This window comes from Mesorhizobium sp. LSJC280B00 (assembly GCF_000502835.1).
Taxonomy (GTDB): Bacteria; Pseudomonadota; Alphaproteobacteria; order Rhizobiales; family Rhizobiaceae; genus Mesorhizobium.
Genome location: NZ_AYVL01000002.1, coordinates 208,167 through 222,303, shown reverse-complemented (window position 1 = coordinate 222,303; position 14,137 = coordinate 208,167). Strand labels below are relative to the sequence as shown.

Sequence of the window (14,137 nt, the reverse complement as noted above, 5' to 3'; positions counted from 1 at the left end):
GAGCGAATGGCAACAACCCCAAATCGCAACTATCAGCTGCCGATCAGGGCGGACCTGAAGGCGTCCTACGACCAGATCGTCTCGGCTCTCGGCGCCATCGACGTTGACGTCGCGGCGGCGTTTGCCGCACTGGCGTTACGGGCGACGCTCAACAGCCCGGCTTTCACCGGGGCGCCGACGGCGCCGACGCAGGACCCCGGGAACAACAGCTCGCGGCTTGCCACCACGGCCTTTGTCGCCGCTGCCGTGCTTTCGTTCTCGCCTTCCATCGTCAACGCATCGAGCCTTGTCGGCACCATCGACGATGCCCGGCTGTCGTTTCAGGTGTCGTCCTACATTCGCGCGCTGCTGCTCAATAATTCGGCTGCGGCGGCGCGGACCACGCTCGACGTCTTCTCCAAGGCGGAGGTCACCACGGCGATCGCCGCCCTGGTCGATGCCGCGCCGGGCACGCTCGACACGCTGAACGAATTGGCGGCGGCGCTCGGCGACGACCCGAACTTCGCAACCTCCATGATGACGCTGCTCGCCGGCAAGGCGACGAAGGCGGACGGGACGCAAGCGCTGGCACGCGCCCTCGTCGATACCGCCCAGCGGACCTGGCGCGCCACCGACCTGAAGGATGCAGCCATAGCCGCCGGTGGCGGCGCCGCAGATGCCGTGCTTGAGGACAGGAAGCTTTCGGGCGTCGCTGGTGGCAATTTTGTCTCAGGTGCATTTCGAACACGAACCTTGAACACCAAGGCTTACGACCCCGCAGCCATCATTACTTTGGCCGGCGACGAATTCACGCCTTCGGTAAATTGCCGGGTGCGATGGCGCGCGCCGGCTTGTGCGGTGGCGGCTCACGTTACCCGACTCTTCAATGTCGCGGACGGTGTTACCGTGGCTTCCGGCTCCGGTGCGGAGGCCGACAGTGGCCCCAACGCCCAGACCGACTCGGTCGGGTGGGGAACGGCTGTCGCCGGCAAGGCGTACCGCGTCGAACATTGGGCCACGAACACCCGCAACACGTTTGGGTTTGGTGTGGCGGTGGGTTCCGGCGAGTCCGAGCTCTATACCAGCGTCGAGATTTGGAGGACGGCATGAGGGTCATTTTCTCGAATGTCGAGCCTATCAAAGTCGGTTTCGCCATCACGATCGAGGTCGGCTTCGGTCAAGCGTTCTGGGACACGGAGCAGTTGGAAACAGGGCGCATTCGGGCCGGTTTCGCCCAAGGCGGTGCAACTTTTTGGGTCGCCGATACACTTGACGGCACGCTCGTAAGGCCGGGCAATCGAAAATTTGAAATCGTCCTCCCCGCATCTGCGACGGCGCTAATGCAGCCGAAGCCGGTGACGTTCGACTTCGTTAGGGGGGTGGGCGTGGATGCCCGCGCCATCCCCGGAAAATTCCATTGGCCAGTTGATATCCAGGTGACTCCAAATGCCTAACGCGATTTACGAAAACGGCGACAGCGGCGTCGAGGTCGACCCGACCGCTGCCTCCGGCCTTCGGGGCTACAATGGCTGGTCGATGGTGACGGCACTGATCGCCGATGGCGAACGTCGGGTCAGGCAGTTGGTCGACTGGACGGGCGGCGAAGGTACTAAGCCGGACGTCGGGGGCTATCTGGGTCCGCTGGGGCTGGTCACGGACATCGCCGATGCGACCGACGACCGTGGCACCAAGGGTGATAAAGGTGATGACGGTGACCAAGGTGACACCGGAGCAGACGGCAAAAGTGCATACCAGATCGCGGTTGACAATGGCTTCGTCGGCACGGAAGCGGAGTGGCTCGATGCTTATGTGAACGAGACGGCGGAAGCCGCAACTGCGAGTGCGATCGCGGCCCGCGATACGGCCGATGCCAAGGCGATCCTGACGGCCAACGATGTGGTCACGACTTCAGCTGCTGCCCTTGCGGCCCAGGACGCCCGCGACGCTTCTCTCAATTTCCGGGGCTACTTCGCTTCGACTGCGGCTGCGCTCGGCAACGGCATCATCGCCGCCGGCCCTATCACGGGCGGCTCCGGTGGCACCAACGGCACCTTCACCGGCTCGTTTACGGGCGGCACCGGTTCGGGTGGCGCCTTCCGGTTTGTGGTGTCTGGCGGCGCTCTGACGGCGATCTATGATCTCGCCAAAGGTTCATACACCGTCGCACCAACCCGCGTCTTCACCGCTTCAGCCGGCCTGACTGGCGCGTCTGCGAGCGCGGTGCTTGGCCCAAACACCGTCGATGGCGACACCTTCGCTGTGAAGTCCGCTGTAGCTGGCGAAGGCTTCATCTTCTACAGGAACGTGGCGGGTGTTGCGACCGAGATTGGCCGCTCTATCGATGCTGCGAAACTCGACATCAACTACCTCGATTTGACTCGCAAGAAGTATCTCAACCTGCTGCCGTCCTATGCGCTTGCCGACCAGGCGCATGCAATTAACGCGCTTTTCCCAATAACTGCAGTGCCCGTGGCAGCGGCCGATGCGATCTACAGCCAGCTTGGCGTTGTGTTGGAGGCACCTCCGACGAGCACCTATGGCCCGCATACGCTCGATACCGTGGCCTCACTTGTCGGGAAATGGGTGACAGTCGGCCACATTTTGCGCGATCCAGGTGGTGTTTTCCAAGTCAACACGCTCAACACGCGCACCTCCGACAATGCGGCAAGCAGCGTTGGCACCGCCAATCAAATATGCACATCGCGCGGGTCGGTTCAGCTCGATGCGACACATCGTTTCGATTGGGGCCAAGTCATCATGCCGGCGGGCGTCGACGGCAAGTTCCTGCGTCTGTCGGACGGGAGTTCGACAGTCGGCCGTGCTGCCTATGCAGCCGCGCCACTGATCCTCATTACAGACACGCAGCCATCCATCAATGAAATCCGGTCGTTTCTCGGCCTGGCTGCGCGCAATGCCGAGCTTCTTGATGCAGTGGCGGGCGACTCTCCGCTGCTGGATCAGATTGGTGCCAAGATTATCGCCGACCTGAACTACACCGCCACGCTTGGTGCGGCGCCCGTGGTATCAACGAACAAGGAAATAACCGATCGTGTCCCGAACGGACAGGCCATAAAATTTCCTATCAGTGCATCACTGGCCGGGACCTCGAATGTCAAGTTCGACTTCGGAGCCGGGCGCCAGAATGAGTACGTTCACGCCTCATTTTTCCTCTATGCGCCAACCGGCAATTTCGGGCCATATCAGAGCACGAGCAACCCGACAGCTTTCTTCCTCAACTCTGGCGTGGCTGTTGCCGTCACCGCCCTGACAGACACGTGGCGCGTTACCCAGCTCAGCAGCAAGCTGCGGCGCTACGACTTCCGAGGCCAGTTCCGCAGCGCATGGGCTCAATACGGGCTTCAGATCACGCTGACCAACACCGCCGGCAGTGGTGTCGAATTCTATACGTTCGGCTTCAAAGCTGCTTCCGCAGTCGATCGCTTCGTGGGACAGCAACTGCAGCCGATAGCCTGGGTTCCGAAAAATGCTCCCGCGCGCGGTTTCAACGTCGGGTCGATCGTAGCCGCAACGGATACAGTCTGGAAAAACAAGACCATCATTTGGATGGGAACGAGCATCCCTGAGGGCGGCGGCTACCCTGCCAACGTCGCTTCCAAGCTCGGGGCGACTGTCGTCAACATTGCTTTTGGCGGAGGATCGATCAGGGCGTTCAACGAGAACAACACGCCGTACTCTCAAAGCAACCTCATATACAAATTCTCGTTGGAACTGGCCGACGTGAATGCGCTCTATCAAGCGAATCTCGGGTTGGAGGTTTCAGCCGCCAATTATGCGACGCTGCAGCCAGGCAGTGGCTTTGTCCTGCTTCAATCTCACATTGATGCGTTGGTCTCGAAAAACTATGAAGCCCGCCTCGTGCCCAATATGGCTGCTGGCGACCTGTTCGTGTTCGACTACGGCATCAACGACCGAGTTGGCCAGACGACGTTTCCGTTCCAAAGCCCGGCTGCCGCCGGCTATGACCGTCGCTATTTCGCGGGGGCCTCGAACTTCATATACAAGAAGATCCACGATGCCCGAAAGCTGCTGGGCAAGCAGACGCGTACCGTCTTCATTACCCACCACAGCCGAAACGCGACCAGCGTCAATTCGACTGACGTCGTCGATGCACAGATCGCCCTTGCAAAGTATTGGGGAAGCCCGCTCATCAACCTCGCGGACAATCTCGGCATCAATGATCTAAACCTAACGGACTACGTGCCCGACGGGCTGCACTTCCTGCCCAACACAGAGACCGAGAAACGATACACGCATCAGATCACCGAAGCGCTCAAACAGATTTTCCCATAGTATCGAACAGCGAACCGACCCGCCTAACTTCTGACAAGCTATCCTCAAGGAAGAATTGAACATTCAAGTTGTTGAACGGAGGCTCTGCAAATCGCACGCAGAAAATGATGCTGAACTCCGCCTGTCCGGAAACAATAACTTCGTGGACCTTGAATTCTTTCTTCATCTCGGTGAACAGCGGCGGTGCCGTGTTGGTGCTACCCATAAACGCCGCACCACCACTTCCAAAACCTATGCCGCCGGCCCCACCTCCAGACATCACTAGCTTGATGTGCTTTCGGAATATGTCGGCTTCGTGAAGAAGGTAAAGAATGCCGGAGTTGCCGGGCTGGTAGGGCTGCACGCTCGCGATAACGCCCTGATCGATTCCAGAAAGCTTTTTGATCTTGTTTCGACCGTCTTTGGCGAATTCAGCCGCGTTCTCTTTTACAGGAAAGTATACGCCCTTTGTGTCCTGTCCATTTCGTGCGGCGAGAACACAGGCGAGAGCGTCGAGGCAAGCGCGGATTTCGTTTGCGATCATTCCCGCACGGCACCGAAGCGCAATCGGAATCGGCTTAACCATGGTGGCGTAGATATGCTTGACGGGACTTGGACTGGACGGAAAATCGGCCATCCGGGATTTGAAGCCGTGATTGGCGTAAGCCATGACCTCCCGGGCAAAACGCTCGATCTCAAGTCCGCAAAAATCGAGGCGCTCATGGATTTCGGTCAAGTCTAAAGAGCTACCACGCATTGTTTTCCATCGCGGCGTCGTATTCTTCCTGGTTCAATGGACGGGTTTCCCACCGCCCGCTCGGAAGTTTGCGACGTTTCGTTCCCGGAGAGCCGTCATGCCATTGATAGATGTCTTTAGAACGAAATATAAGCGCTAGCTTAACCAGCCAACTTCTCATCGTTTATACTCCCAAGCCCAAGCGCATCATTAGGCATTGGTCATCTAAAGATCAAGAACCTTGCCACTGCCGAACAATGGCAAAGCCAGCCAGTTAAAGGCCACCATCAAGCCCGCCATTCGGCGGGCTTTTCTTTTGCAACACGGGAGACAGCCGAAATGGCATCCGAACTCATCGTAGGCGTGAAGCATCTTCGCGACGGCATTGAAGCGCAGGCGGTGCTCGGCGCCGACATGAGCGTCATCGGCATCATCGGCACCGCGCCGGCGGCTGACGCCGCCGCCTTCCCGCTTGATACCGCCGTCGTCCTCTACACAAACGACACGGCTCTGCGTGCGCTGCTCGGCACCACGGGCACCCTTGTCGACGCCCTCGCCGGCATCTCCGCCCAGCTCGGCGGCGGCGTCGGCGCCGCCCGTTGCGTGATCGTACGTGTCACGGACAACGCCTCGGCCGCCACCGTGATCGCCAGCATGCTCGGCAGCGAAGCCAATGGCACCGGCGTCTGGGCGTTCCTAGACGCGCCGGAAGAGCTCGGCGTCACCCCTCGCCTGCTGATCGCGCCTGGCTACACCTCGCAGACCGTCAGCGGACTGGTCTTCGGGGCAATCACCGCACCGGGCTCGCTCGGCACCAACGGCACCTTCGCGCTCGCCTTCACCGGCGGCACGGGCTCGGGTGCGGCCGGCACCTTCACGGTCGCCGGTGGTGCCTTGACGGCGGTGGCGATCACCAACCCCGGCAGCTATACGGTGGCGCCAACGCTGTCCTTCGCCGCTTCCGCCAACCTGGTCGGCGCCACGGCGACGATCACGCTCGAGCAGCTTGCGAATGCTGTCGTCGCCATCATGCCGACGATTTGTGAGCGACTGAAGGCCATGTTCCTGCCGGAAGGCCCGACCAACACGCGCGCCGCGGCGGTCGACTGGCTGGAAACCATCCCGCGCACGCAACGGATTCTTCACCCGTTGCGCCAGGACGCGAAGATCCTCGACGGCAGCGGCAATGTCGTGACCAAGCCCCTGTCGCCCTACATCGTCGGCCTCTACGTCCGCCGCGATGCGCAGAGCGACGGCGTGCCTGGTCATTCGGTCGCCAACCAGCAGGTGTTCGGCATCGTCGGGGTCACCCCGATCATCCCGTTCTCCATCACGGACCCTGCCGTGGTCGGCCAGGACGACCTCGCCATCTCGTTCGGCATCATGTTCCGCGGCGACACCGGCGTCGACGGCGCGCTGACCGACGGGGGCTTCACCTTCTGGGGCACCGACACGCTCAGCCAGGAATCGGAATGGCTGTTCGCGAACGTCTGTCGAATGCGCGACTACATCGAACTGATGCAGGTTCGTGCCGTCCGCACCTATCTCGGCCGCTACAATCTAACGGCCCAGACGGTGCAGGCGATCATCAACACGCTGGACACCCAGCTGCGCGGCTTCAAGGCCAACGGTGACATCCTCGACTACCGCATCGAGTTCGACCCGGACGTCAACACGCCGTCCGAACTCCGCCTTGGCAACATCGACCTGACCTTCAAGGCCGAGGAGCCGCCGGTGCTGCGCAAGATCACCATCCGGTCGCGGCGCTATGCCGAGGCGCTGGACGGTCTCGTCCGCAGCATTTCCATCCAGCTCGGCAACCAGGAAGTCGCGTAAGCGGCTTCCTCCAATAGACCGGAGACACTTTCATGCCCAACACACTCTTCAACCTGGACTCGGCCAACCTGTTCATCGGCGACGATGACCCGACCGAGTCGCAGTTCCTCGCCCTGAAGACCGTCAAGATCCCGGGGATGGAGGAGCAGACCAAGGATCACATGGGCGGCGGTGCCGTCGCGTCGATCAAGCTCGGCATGCGATCCTTCACGATCGCGCCCCTCGCCTTCTCGCTTGAGGGCTACAACCCGACCGTCATGCCGCGGTTCATGCCGGCCGGCGCCGCGCGCATCAAGTACACCATTCGCGGCAACATCCGAGACATCCGAACCCACGAAGACATCCCACTCAAGGCTATCGTCGAGGGCCGGATGACCAAGGCGGAAATCTCGGAATTCAAGAAGGACGATGGGATCTCGAGCGACTACGAGATCAACGAGATCCTGTTCTACCACCTCTATTTCGGGGCGGCCGAGAAGATCTACTTCGACTATTTCGCGGGGCCGAACGGGCTGCGCATCGACGCCGTGTCGACGCTGCAGGCCGTCTCCCGCAATCTCGGCCTTTCGTAAGGGTGACGCATGGCTGACGAGGTAAAGGTCGCTCGGGTCATAGGCGCCGCCGAGCGGGAGAAAATGGTGCCCCTCGAATTCCCGGTCGAGTTCGAGGACAAGACGTGGACGGAAGTGAAGATCCGGCGCGTCAGCGGCAAAGAGGTGGAGCAGTATATGGACGCGCTCGGCCGCGGCGAGCGCCCCATCCCGCCGATGTTCGACTTCCCGCTCGAGGTATACGAGGCGATGGACGACGACGACCGCTTTGCGATCGACGAGGCCGTCATCCCTTTCTTACCCCGCCGTTTGAAGGCGGCGGCCGAGCAAAACCCTCTCGCTGCCGGTCTTACGTCGGACTCGTAGCGCACACCTTCAACACCCCTCTCCCGCAGGTGCTCGACATGGAGTGGCTGCGGATCCTGCAATTCTACTGCGACGCACTGAACCTCGAACGCGAGAAGGCCGAATTCCAGGCCAAGATCGCGGGCGCGAAAATCCGTTGAGGCATTGATGGCACGCACACTCGTCGGCCGGCTGCAGCTCATCGTCCAGGCGATGGGTCTCGGCGAGGCCAAGAAGGTCGAGGGCGCCATGTCCTCGATCGAGAGGGCGGCCAAGCGCCTGTCGTCTGCCCAATGGGGGCAGAACTTCCAGCGGCAGCTCGAAAAAATGGCGCTGGGCGCCCGAGAGATCGATGTCGTTCGCCGGTCGTGGGACAATCTGCAGAAGGATATCGCCGGTCGTGGCCTGACCGCCGCGCTGAAGAAGTCCGAGATCTCGGCCTGGAAGTCGGCGACGCTCGGCCATTTCGCCCAGGTCCGCGCCGGCATGCGGGAGACCGAGCGCGAGGCCAACCGGATCAGCCGCGGCATCCAGAAGGCCCTGCGGCCCGCCTACGTGATGCTCGGCGGCTATACCGGCGTCTATATGACAGGCGTGCTCGGCCGTGAGGCGATCGGCGCCTCGGCGGAGCGCCAGCGGGAGTATTTCCGCCAGCGCATGGCGGGCATCCCGCAGGGCGAGCAGGACACGATGTTCCATCGCTCGCAGCAGCTTTCGCAGAAGTATCCATCGGTCAACATCACCGACATCATGGAAATGGCGCGGACGGCGCGCAACACCATGGGCTCCACCGAACGCGGCATGGAAGTGCTTGACCGCATGGTGCAGGGGTTCGTCACCCTGCAATCCGCTAAGGGCATCGAGGCTGCCACGACCAGTCTTATGGGCTTGATGAAGGGCCTCGACAATCTGGGCACGAACGCAGCCGGCGCTGAAGGCGTCAAGAACGTCAACACGCTGATCGACGCCTTCGTGAAGGCATCGCAGATCGAAGGCAACGATTTCGATGTCGGCTCGATGTGGTCTTTCGCCAGGCGTTCGCGCATTGCCGGTCCCGGCCTAAGCCCTGAATTCCTTGCCACAGTCGCTCCGGCGATGATCCAGGACATGGGCGCCGACGGCGCCGGCACCGCGCTCGCCATGGCCTACAAGTCGTTCGTAATCGGCGCCGGCGACAATGCCAGCAAGCCGAACCTTGCCGAGCAGCGGCGGATGGGACTACGCACCGGCGAGGGCAAGGGCAACCTGGTCGACTCCGATCTGTTCGGCACCAATCCCTACGCGTGGGTGAAAAAGTACCTTGTGCCCGCTCTGAAGCAAGACGGTGTCGACATCAACAACGATACGGCCGTTGCCAAGGCGGTCTCTGGGCTCTCGCGCAATTCGAGCGCCACCGGGCTGCTTACACGCCTCATCACCCAGATGCCGCAGATTGAGCGCCTGGTCGGCCTCTACAATCGCGGCATGGGCACGGATGCGGCCGATAGCGCGAAGGACCAGGACCCGTTCGTCGCCTATCGCGGCTTCCAGGAATCGCTGCGGAACCTGTCTGCCTCCGTCGGTGAAACCGTTATGCCGGTGATCGTGCCGGCGCTCAACTCGCTGGCCGGCACCATCAATTCCTTCGCAGAGATGGTCGGCAAGGGCGACCCTCGCGTGCTGGGCGGCATGGGCGTGTTGGGTGCCGGCGTGGCCGCCTATGGCACATGGAAGGTCGCGGCGGGCATCTACGGTCTGATCACCGCCGGTGCTGCCCTCAACAGCGCAGCGGCGGCCTTGACGGCAGCGGCGGTCGCCCAGGGCGGCGGTGGTGTGGTTGGTGGTGCAGCTGCAGGTGCCGCCGGCAAGAGAGGCATTGGTGCCATGCTGATGAACCCTTGGGCGTTAGGCGCTCTAGTGGGTGGCGCGGCCGTCTGGAAATTTATCCGCGACACGTCGGCGTCCAATGCGAGGGACAATCGCTTGCCGCCACCGAAGGTCTATTCGCAGGGCGCCACGCAGGACCGCGACAACTATCACCGGATGTTCGACGGCGTTCCCTTCGAGGGCGGGTGGCATCGCGTCGGCCGGGGCGCTGCGCCGCCGCCTGGCGTCGCTGAAGCCAAACAGGCCGGTGCTGAAATGAAGGATGCGCTCTCCGTCACCGCGACGCCAACCGTCGATCAGTCCTCCATTCAGGCTGCGCTTGCAGCTGCCAGGCAGCTGGTAGCCACCCTGACGCAAGCCGCAACGGCCGCCGCTAACGCCCACTCGGCCGTCGACGCGCAGATCCGCCGTGCTCACTCCGATTTCGGAGTTGTGCCATGACCGCCTTGATGTCGCTTGGTCCGGTCGTGTTCGACCTGGTCACCAACTTGACCGAGACCGAGAGCAAGACGGCATCGTCATTCGCCAAGCATGAGGTCGTCGGGGTCGCGCCGGTCTACGAATCGATGGGCGACGACGAGAGCACGTTCACGCTCACGGGGGTCATCCATCCCGAGCACTTCGGTGGGCTCGGCACACTGGCGACCCTCGAGGCGGCCCGGGCGGCTTCGATCCCGTTGCCGCTCATGCGCGGCGACTTCACGCCGCTGGGCTGGGTGCTGATCCAGGGCATCACCAACCAGAGCGGCTACCTCGATCACAAGGGTGTCGGCCGCGAGGTCCAGTTCACGGTCGAGCTCATTCGTGTCGGCTCGCCCGGGATCGGCATGGCATCGTCTATCCTGAGGCTCTTCCAGTGACCGAGAAGTTCATCGCAGAGACAATCAAGTCCGAGCACATGACGCTGTCGCAGGTCATCTGGCGCCTGCTGCGCCGGCAGCCTGTCGGCTACCTCGAGCGCGTGCTGGCCTTCAACCAGGATCTCTCCCTCCAATCCCCTTTCCTGACCGTCGGCAGCATCGTCAAGCTGCCCGTGGAAGAGATCAGCGACCAGGCGAAAAAGAGCGACGTGATCAGGCTATGGGACTGACCGGTGAACTTCTTCATCCAGGGCAACTACAAGGTGACAATCGCCGGCCAGGACGTCACAAGCCGCTTCCGACCGCTGCTGAAAAGCGTCGAGATCCAGCGATCGGCTGGCGAGGCCTCCGATTCCTGCAGCATGGTTCTGGCCGACAAGGATGGCCTTGTGCTGTTGCCGCGGGAGCGCGCCACGGTCACCGTCGAGATCAACGGCAATTGGGCGTTCGAAGGCTTCGTTTCCGACGCCAACAGCACCGGCAGCAAAGGCTCCGGGCGTGAGATCAAAGTCACGGCCAGCTCGATCGACCATGGCGGCAAGGCCAAGCAGCCGTCGTTGCGGCACAAAGATCATGCAACGCTGCAAAGCGTCGCGTCGGAATGGGGCGAGAAGGCCGGCATCCAGATGCAGGTCCTCGGCTCGCTCGCGTCGGTCGAGCGCGACTACTGGATCCAGCAGAACGAAAGCTTCGTCTCGTGGGGCCAGCGCATCGCGCGCGAGGTCGGCGGGACGCTGAAGATCATCGGGTCGCGAGGCTTCCTGTCCCCGCGCAATGAGGGCATCTCGTCCTCTGGCCGGCCGCTGACGCCGATCGCCGCTCGGTGGGGCGATAACCTGCTGGAATGGGACATCTCCCCGATCATCAGCCGGCCTAAGTTCAATAAGGTCGCCCTCTCCTACTTCGACCGGGCCAAAGGCCAGCGCGTCGAGGTGGAGGTCGACACCGGGATTGCCGATGTCGACAGCAAGCTCCGCGCACTGGTCACTGTCGCCAACGAGGCCCAGGCCAAGAAGAAGGGCGAGGCGCACGGCAAGGAATCGGACCGCGAGAAGGGTGGCGGCAACGTCACTATCATCGGCAATGCCGTCGCCGAACCCGAAGCAATCTGCACGGTCTCAGGCGCCCGCCCGGGGATCGACGGCTCCTACCAGATTGATACCGTCGGCCACTCGATTTCGAAGGGCGCCGGCTTCACGACTTCGCTCGGGCTGAAGCAGCCCAAGGGCGGCGCTGGCACGGACAGCCGGTAACTCACAACAATAGGAGAACTGCCATGATGCCGGATCCCCTCTGGCTGCAGAAGGCGCGCGCCTATGTCGGGCAGCGCGAAATCCACGGCCCGCACCACAACCCGAACATCCTCGACTGGTTCAAGGATGTCGGCACCGGCATCAGGGACGATGAGACGCCTTGGTGCGGTGCGTTCGTTGGCGGCATGCTCGCCGAAGCGGGCATCAAGCCGGTCGCTGGCGGCGCGTCTTCGCAAGCCTGGCTGCACCTTCCCGTCAAACTCGATAGGCCCGCCCTCGGCTGCATTGTCATTTTCTGGCGCAATTCACCGAGCAGCGGCCTCGGCCATGTCGGTTTCGTCGTCGGCAAGGATCAGCACGGCAACATCATGGTGCTGGGCGGCAACCAGGGCGACATGGTGTCGATCAAACCGTTCGCCCTCTCCGGCCCGAATGCACGCATCAAGGGCTTCCGCTGGCCAGGCACGGCGCCGCTGGCCGAGCGCTACAACTTGCCGGTGCTCAACAGCGACGGGACGTTGTCGAGGAACGAGGCCTGACAATGGCGCCCCAGATCGAGCGGCGGAAGAACGGCGAACCGTCGTGGCTGTGGCGGAGGGTTATGCTCTACGCGACGCTCGTCTGGGCCTGCTACCAGCTTTTCATCCTGATCAACGCGCCCGACACGCGCGTCAACGAGACGATTGCTTGGGGCTGGCAACTGATCATCATGGTGCTTGTCTTCGGCTATACCGGCTTCGCGACCATGCAGGACGTGGTGGCCATCTACACGACTCGAGCGGCCCGGCCATATGCAGACCCGCCGGTCGATCCGACGCCAGCGCCGGCCCAAACGATCACGGTACAGACTGAGCCTCCCAAGGGAACTGGCGAATGATTGCTCTCGCTCCATTCCTCGCTCCTTTACTCGCGGTCCTTGGCCCGATCTGGACCTTCGCCACTTCCCGCGTCGGACTGCCCCTGGTCGTCGCCGGCGGCATCGTCGTCGCCTACGAAGGCGTGCCGATCGGCCCGCTGCGCTACATCCCCTACGCCGGTCCGGCGCTCGCCGGCCTCGTCGACGGCCGCGTCGATCGTGAATATGCGAAAGGGCAACTGAACGAGCGCCTGGTCTGGCAGGAACAGCAGCGCAAGGCACTCGCTGCTGAAACCGCCAAGGCGGCCGCGGACCAGGCCGAGCTCGATGCCATCTCCCAAAACTATTTCGACAAGCGCGTCCTAGACAAGGTCGCGATCGCTGCTCTGGAAGACGCTCTGAGAGCCGAGAAGGAAAAGACGGATGCCAATCCCAAAGGCGCTGGCGCTTGCCGCGTTGCTGTTCCTGGCCGGGTGTCAACACAGCTCGATGCCGTCGGTCGTTGACCCGCCAAAGAGGCATGTCGATGCCGGGCTGCTCGCGGACTGCAACACGGTCGTTGCGGTTCCGCATCGGGACATGTCGCTCGATGAAACGACACGGCTTTGGTCGCAAGATCGCCTTTCCCTCGGCGATTGCGGAAAGCGCCATAAGGCGCTGGCCGGAAACGTTAAAGTGTTGACCCGGTAAGGCGGACGAGGGAGCTGAAATGAATGATGCCGAAGACCGGAAGGTGCCACGCAGACTCCTCGACATCGACACGGAGACAGTGGGATGGCTGGACAGGCTAAACTCGGCCGAACGGGACAACTTCATCCGCCTCGGCAAATTGCCGAAGTGGCAATTGGACCGGCTAGAGCTGTTCCTCGCCCTCGAGGAGGAGAAGTTCAAGGCCGGCTTTCAGGTCGTCGAACTATGGACGCGGGTCAGCTGGATCGCCAAGACGGCCGTCAAGTTGCTGTTGATTGTGGCCGGCACGCTGGTCGCTCTCAACCAGGTCTTGGCCTATTTCTCCGGAGGCAAGCAATAATGCTACAGCGATCGGTGGAAGGCTTCTGGCGCAAGATGAGCGCGCCTGCGGCCATCGTCTTCCTGATGACCATCTTCGCCGCGGTCGGCCTCGCCAGCATGATCTCTTCGGTGCTCGACAGGGAACCGCCGACCGTCTTCGAAAGCGCGACGGTGCTGACGCAGCAGGTGCCGCAGGGCGGCGTGCTCGACGTCCAGTACACGGTGATCCAGAACCGCATCTGCGCGGCGACCGTCGAGCGCTACGTCACCGATTCGGATGGCACCGTGCATGTGCCCTCGACCTACACGGTCGGCCGCCGGCCGCTGATCGACGGCTACCCGCCGGAAGGCCGCGAGACCTATCAGCGATCGATCACCATCCCGCTGGCGACCGCGCTTGGCCGCGCGCACTACGAGGCGCGCTTCACCTACACCTGCAACGTCATGCAGAAGCTGGCCTTCCCGATCGAGGTAACGGCGCCGACCGTCTATTTCGACATCGTGCCGGCGCCCGCGACGCTGACGCCGCTGACCCCGGAAGCGCCGTAGCAATC

16 protein-coding genes are annotated in these 14,137 nt (G+C 62.4%); 15 read left to right on the top strand and 1 reads right to left on the bottom strand.

Going from position 1 to position 14,137, the window contains the following annotated elements:
- Positions 1 to 6 precede the first annotated feature (6 nt).
- From X773_RS73545 to X773_RS43300, 3 genes are read left to right on the top strand one after another with little or no spacing between them, the layout of a single operon-like run.
- Entirely contained in the window at positions 7 to 1,089 is a 1,083-nt protein-coding gene (locus tag X773_RS73545) for a hypothetical protein (protein ID WP_023674541.1), read from the top strand.
- Complete coding sequence (locus tag X773_RS43305; protein ID WP_023674540.1) at positions 1,086 to 1,433, top strand: hypothetical protein; 348 nt, start codon at positions 1,086 to 1,088, stop codon at positions 1,431 to 1,433. Before X773_RS73545 ends, X773_RS43305 begins: the two co-directional genes overlap by 4 nt.
- On the top strand, positions 1,426 to 4,290 hold the full coding sequence (locus X773_RS43300) for a hypothetical protein (protein WP_023674539.1): 2,865 nt from the start codon (positions 1,426 to 1,428) through the stop codon (positions 4,288 to 4,290). Before X773_RS43305 ends, X773_RS43300 begins: the two co-directional genes overlap by 8 nt.
- On the opposite strand, the gene X773_RS43295 is transcribed toward X773_RS43300, so the two are convergent.
- Complete coding sequence (locus X773_RS43295; protein ID WP_023674538.1) at positions 4,271 to 5,005, bottom strand: hypothetical protein; 735 nt, start codon at positions 5,003 to 5,005, stop codon at positions 4,271 to 4,273. The genes X773_RS43300 and X773_RS43295 overlap by 20 nt on opposite strands.
- Positions 5,006 to 5,344: 339 nt before the next feature.
- Between X773_RS43295 and X773_RS43290 the strand changes: the two genes are divergently transcribed.
- From X773_RS43290 to X773_RS43235, 12 genes are all read left to right on the top strand, one after another.
- Positions 5,345 to 6,841, top strand: a complete 1,497-nt coding sequence (locus tag X773_RS43290) for a hypothetical protein (RefSeq protein WP_023674537.1) — start codon at positions 5,345 to 5,347, stop codon at positions 6,839 to 6,841.
- A 32-nt stretch (positions 6,842 to 6,873) separates the two neighbouring features.
- Positions 6,874 to 7,413: a phage major tail tube protein gene (locus tag X773_RS43285; protein ID WP_023674536.1), complete on the top strand. Its 540-nt coding sequence runs from the start codon at positions 6,874 to 6,876 to the stop codon at positions 7,411 to 7,413.
- 9 nt (positions 7,414 to 7,422) lie between these two features.
- Positions 7,423 to 7,758 (top strand): hypothetical protein, encoded by a 336-nt coding sequence (locus tag X773_RS43280; protein ID WP_023674535.1) that lies wholly within the window; start codon positions 7,423 to 7,425, stop codon positions 7,756 to 7,758.
- A 147-nt stretch (positions 7,759 to 7,905) separates the two neighbouring features.
- Entirely contained in the window at positions 7,906 to 10,044 is a 2,139-nt protein-coding gene (locus tag X773_RS43275; RefSeq protein ID WP_023674533.1) for a hypothetical protein, read from the top strand.
- The gene (locus X773_RS43270; protein ID WP_031211182.1) at positions 10,041 to 10,463 is read left to right on the top strand and encodes a phage tail protein; all 423 of its coding nucleotides are present in this window, start codon (positions 10,041 to 10,043) and stop codon (positions 10,461 to 10,463) included. The genes X773_RS43275 and X773_RS43270 overlap by 4 nt, the downstream gene beginning before the upstream one ends.
- The gene (locus X773_RS43265; protein WP_023674531.1) at positions 10,460 to 10,693 is read left to right on the top strand and encodes a hypothetical protein; all 234 of its coding nucleotides are present in this window, start codon (positions 10,460 to 10,462) and stop codon (positions 10,691 to 10,693) included. Before X773_RS43270 ends, X773_RS43265 begins: the two co-directional genes overlap by 4 nt.
- Positions 10,694 to 10,696: 3 nt before the next feature.
- Entirely contained in the window at positions 10,697 to 11,716 is a 1,020-nt protein-coding gene (locus X773_RS43260) for a hypothetical protein (RefSeq protein WP_023674530.1), read from the top strand.
- Positions 11,717 to 11,739: 23 nt separating this feature from the next.
- A complete protein-coding gene (locus X773_RS43255; protein ID WP_245274619.1) occupies positions 11,740 to 12,255 on the top strand; it encodes a TIGR02594 family protein in 516 nt (171 codons plus the stop codon).
- Positions 12,256 to 12,257: 2 nt separating this feature from the next.
- Positions 12,258 to 12,593: a hypothetical protein gene (locus X773_RS0137135; protein ID WP_023674528.1), complete on the top strand. Its 336-nt coding sequence runs from the start codon at positions 12,258 to 12,260 to the stop codon at positions 12,591 to 12,593.
- Positions 12,590 to 13,078, top strand: a complete 489-nt coding sequence (locus tag X773_RS43250) for a hypothetical protein (protein WP_023674527.1) — start codon at positions 12,590 to 12,592, stop codon at positions 13,076 to 13,078. Before X773_RS0137135 ends, X773_RS43250 begins: the two co-directional genes overlap by 4 nt.
- A 203-nt stretch (positions 13,079 to 13,281) precedes the next feature.
- Positions 13,282 to 13,602: a hypothetical protein gene (locus tag X773_RS43240; protein ID WP_023674525.1), complete on the top strand. Its 321-nt coding sequence runs from the start codon at positions 13,282 to 13,284 to the stop codon at positions 13,600 to 13,602.
- Positions 13,602 to 14,132 carry a hypothetical protein gene (locus X773_RS43235; protein ID WP_031211180.1) on the top strand — a complete coding sequence of 177 codons (531 nt, stop codon included), beginning with the start codon at positions 13,602 to 13,604 and terminating at the stop codon, positions 14,130 to 14,132. Before X773_RS43240 ends, X773_RS43235 begins: the two co-directional genes overlap by 1 nt.
- Positions 14,133 to 14,137 lie beyond the last annotated feature (5 nt).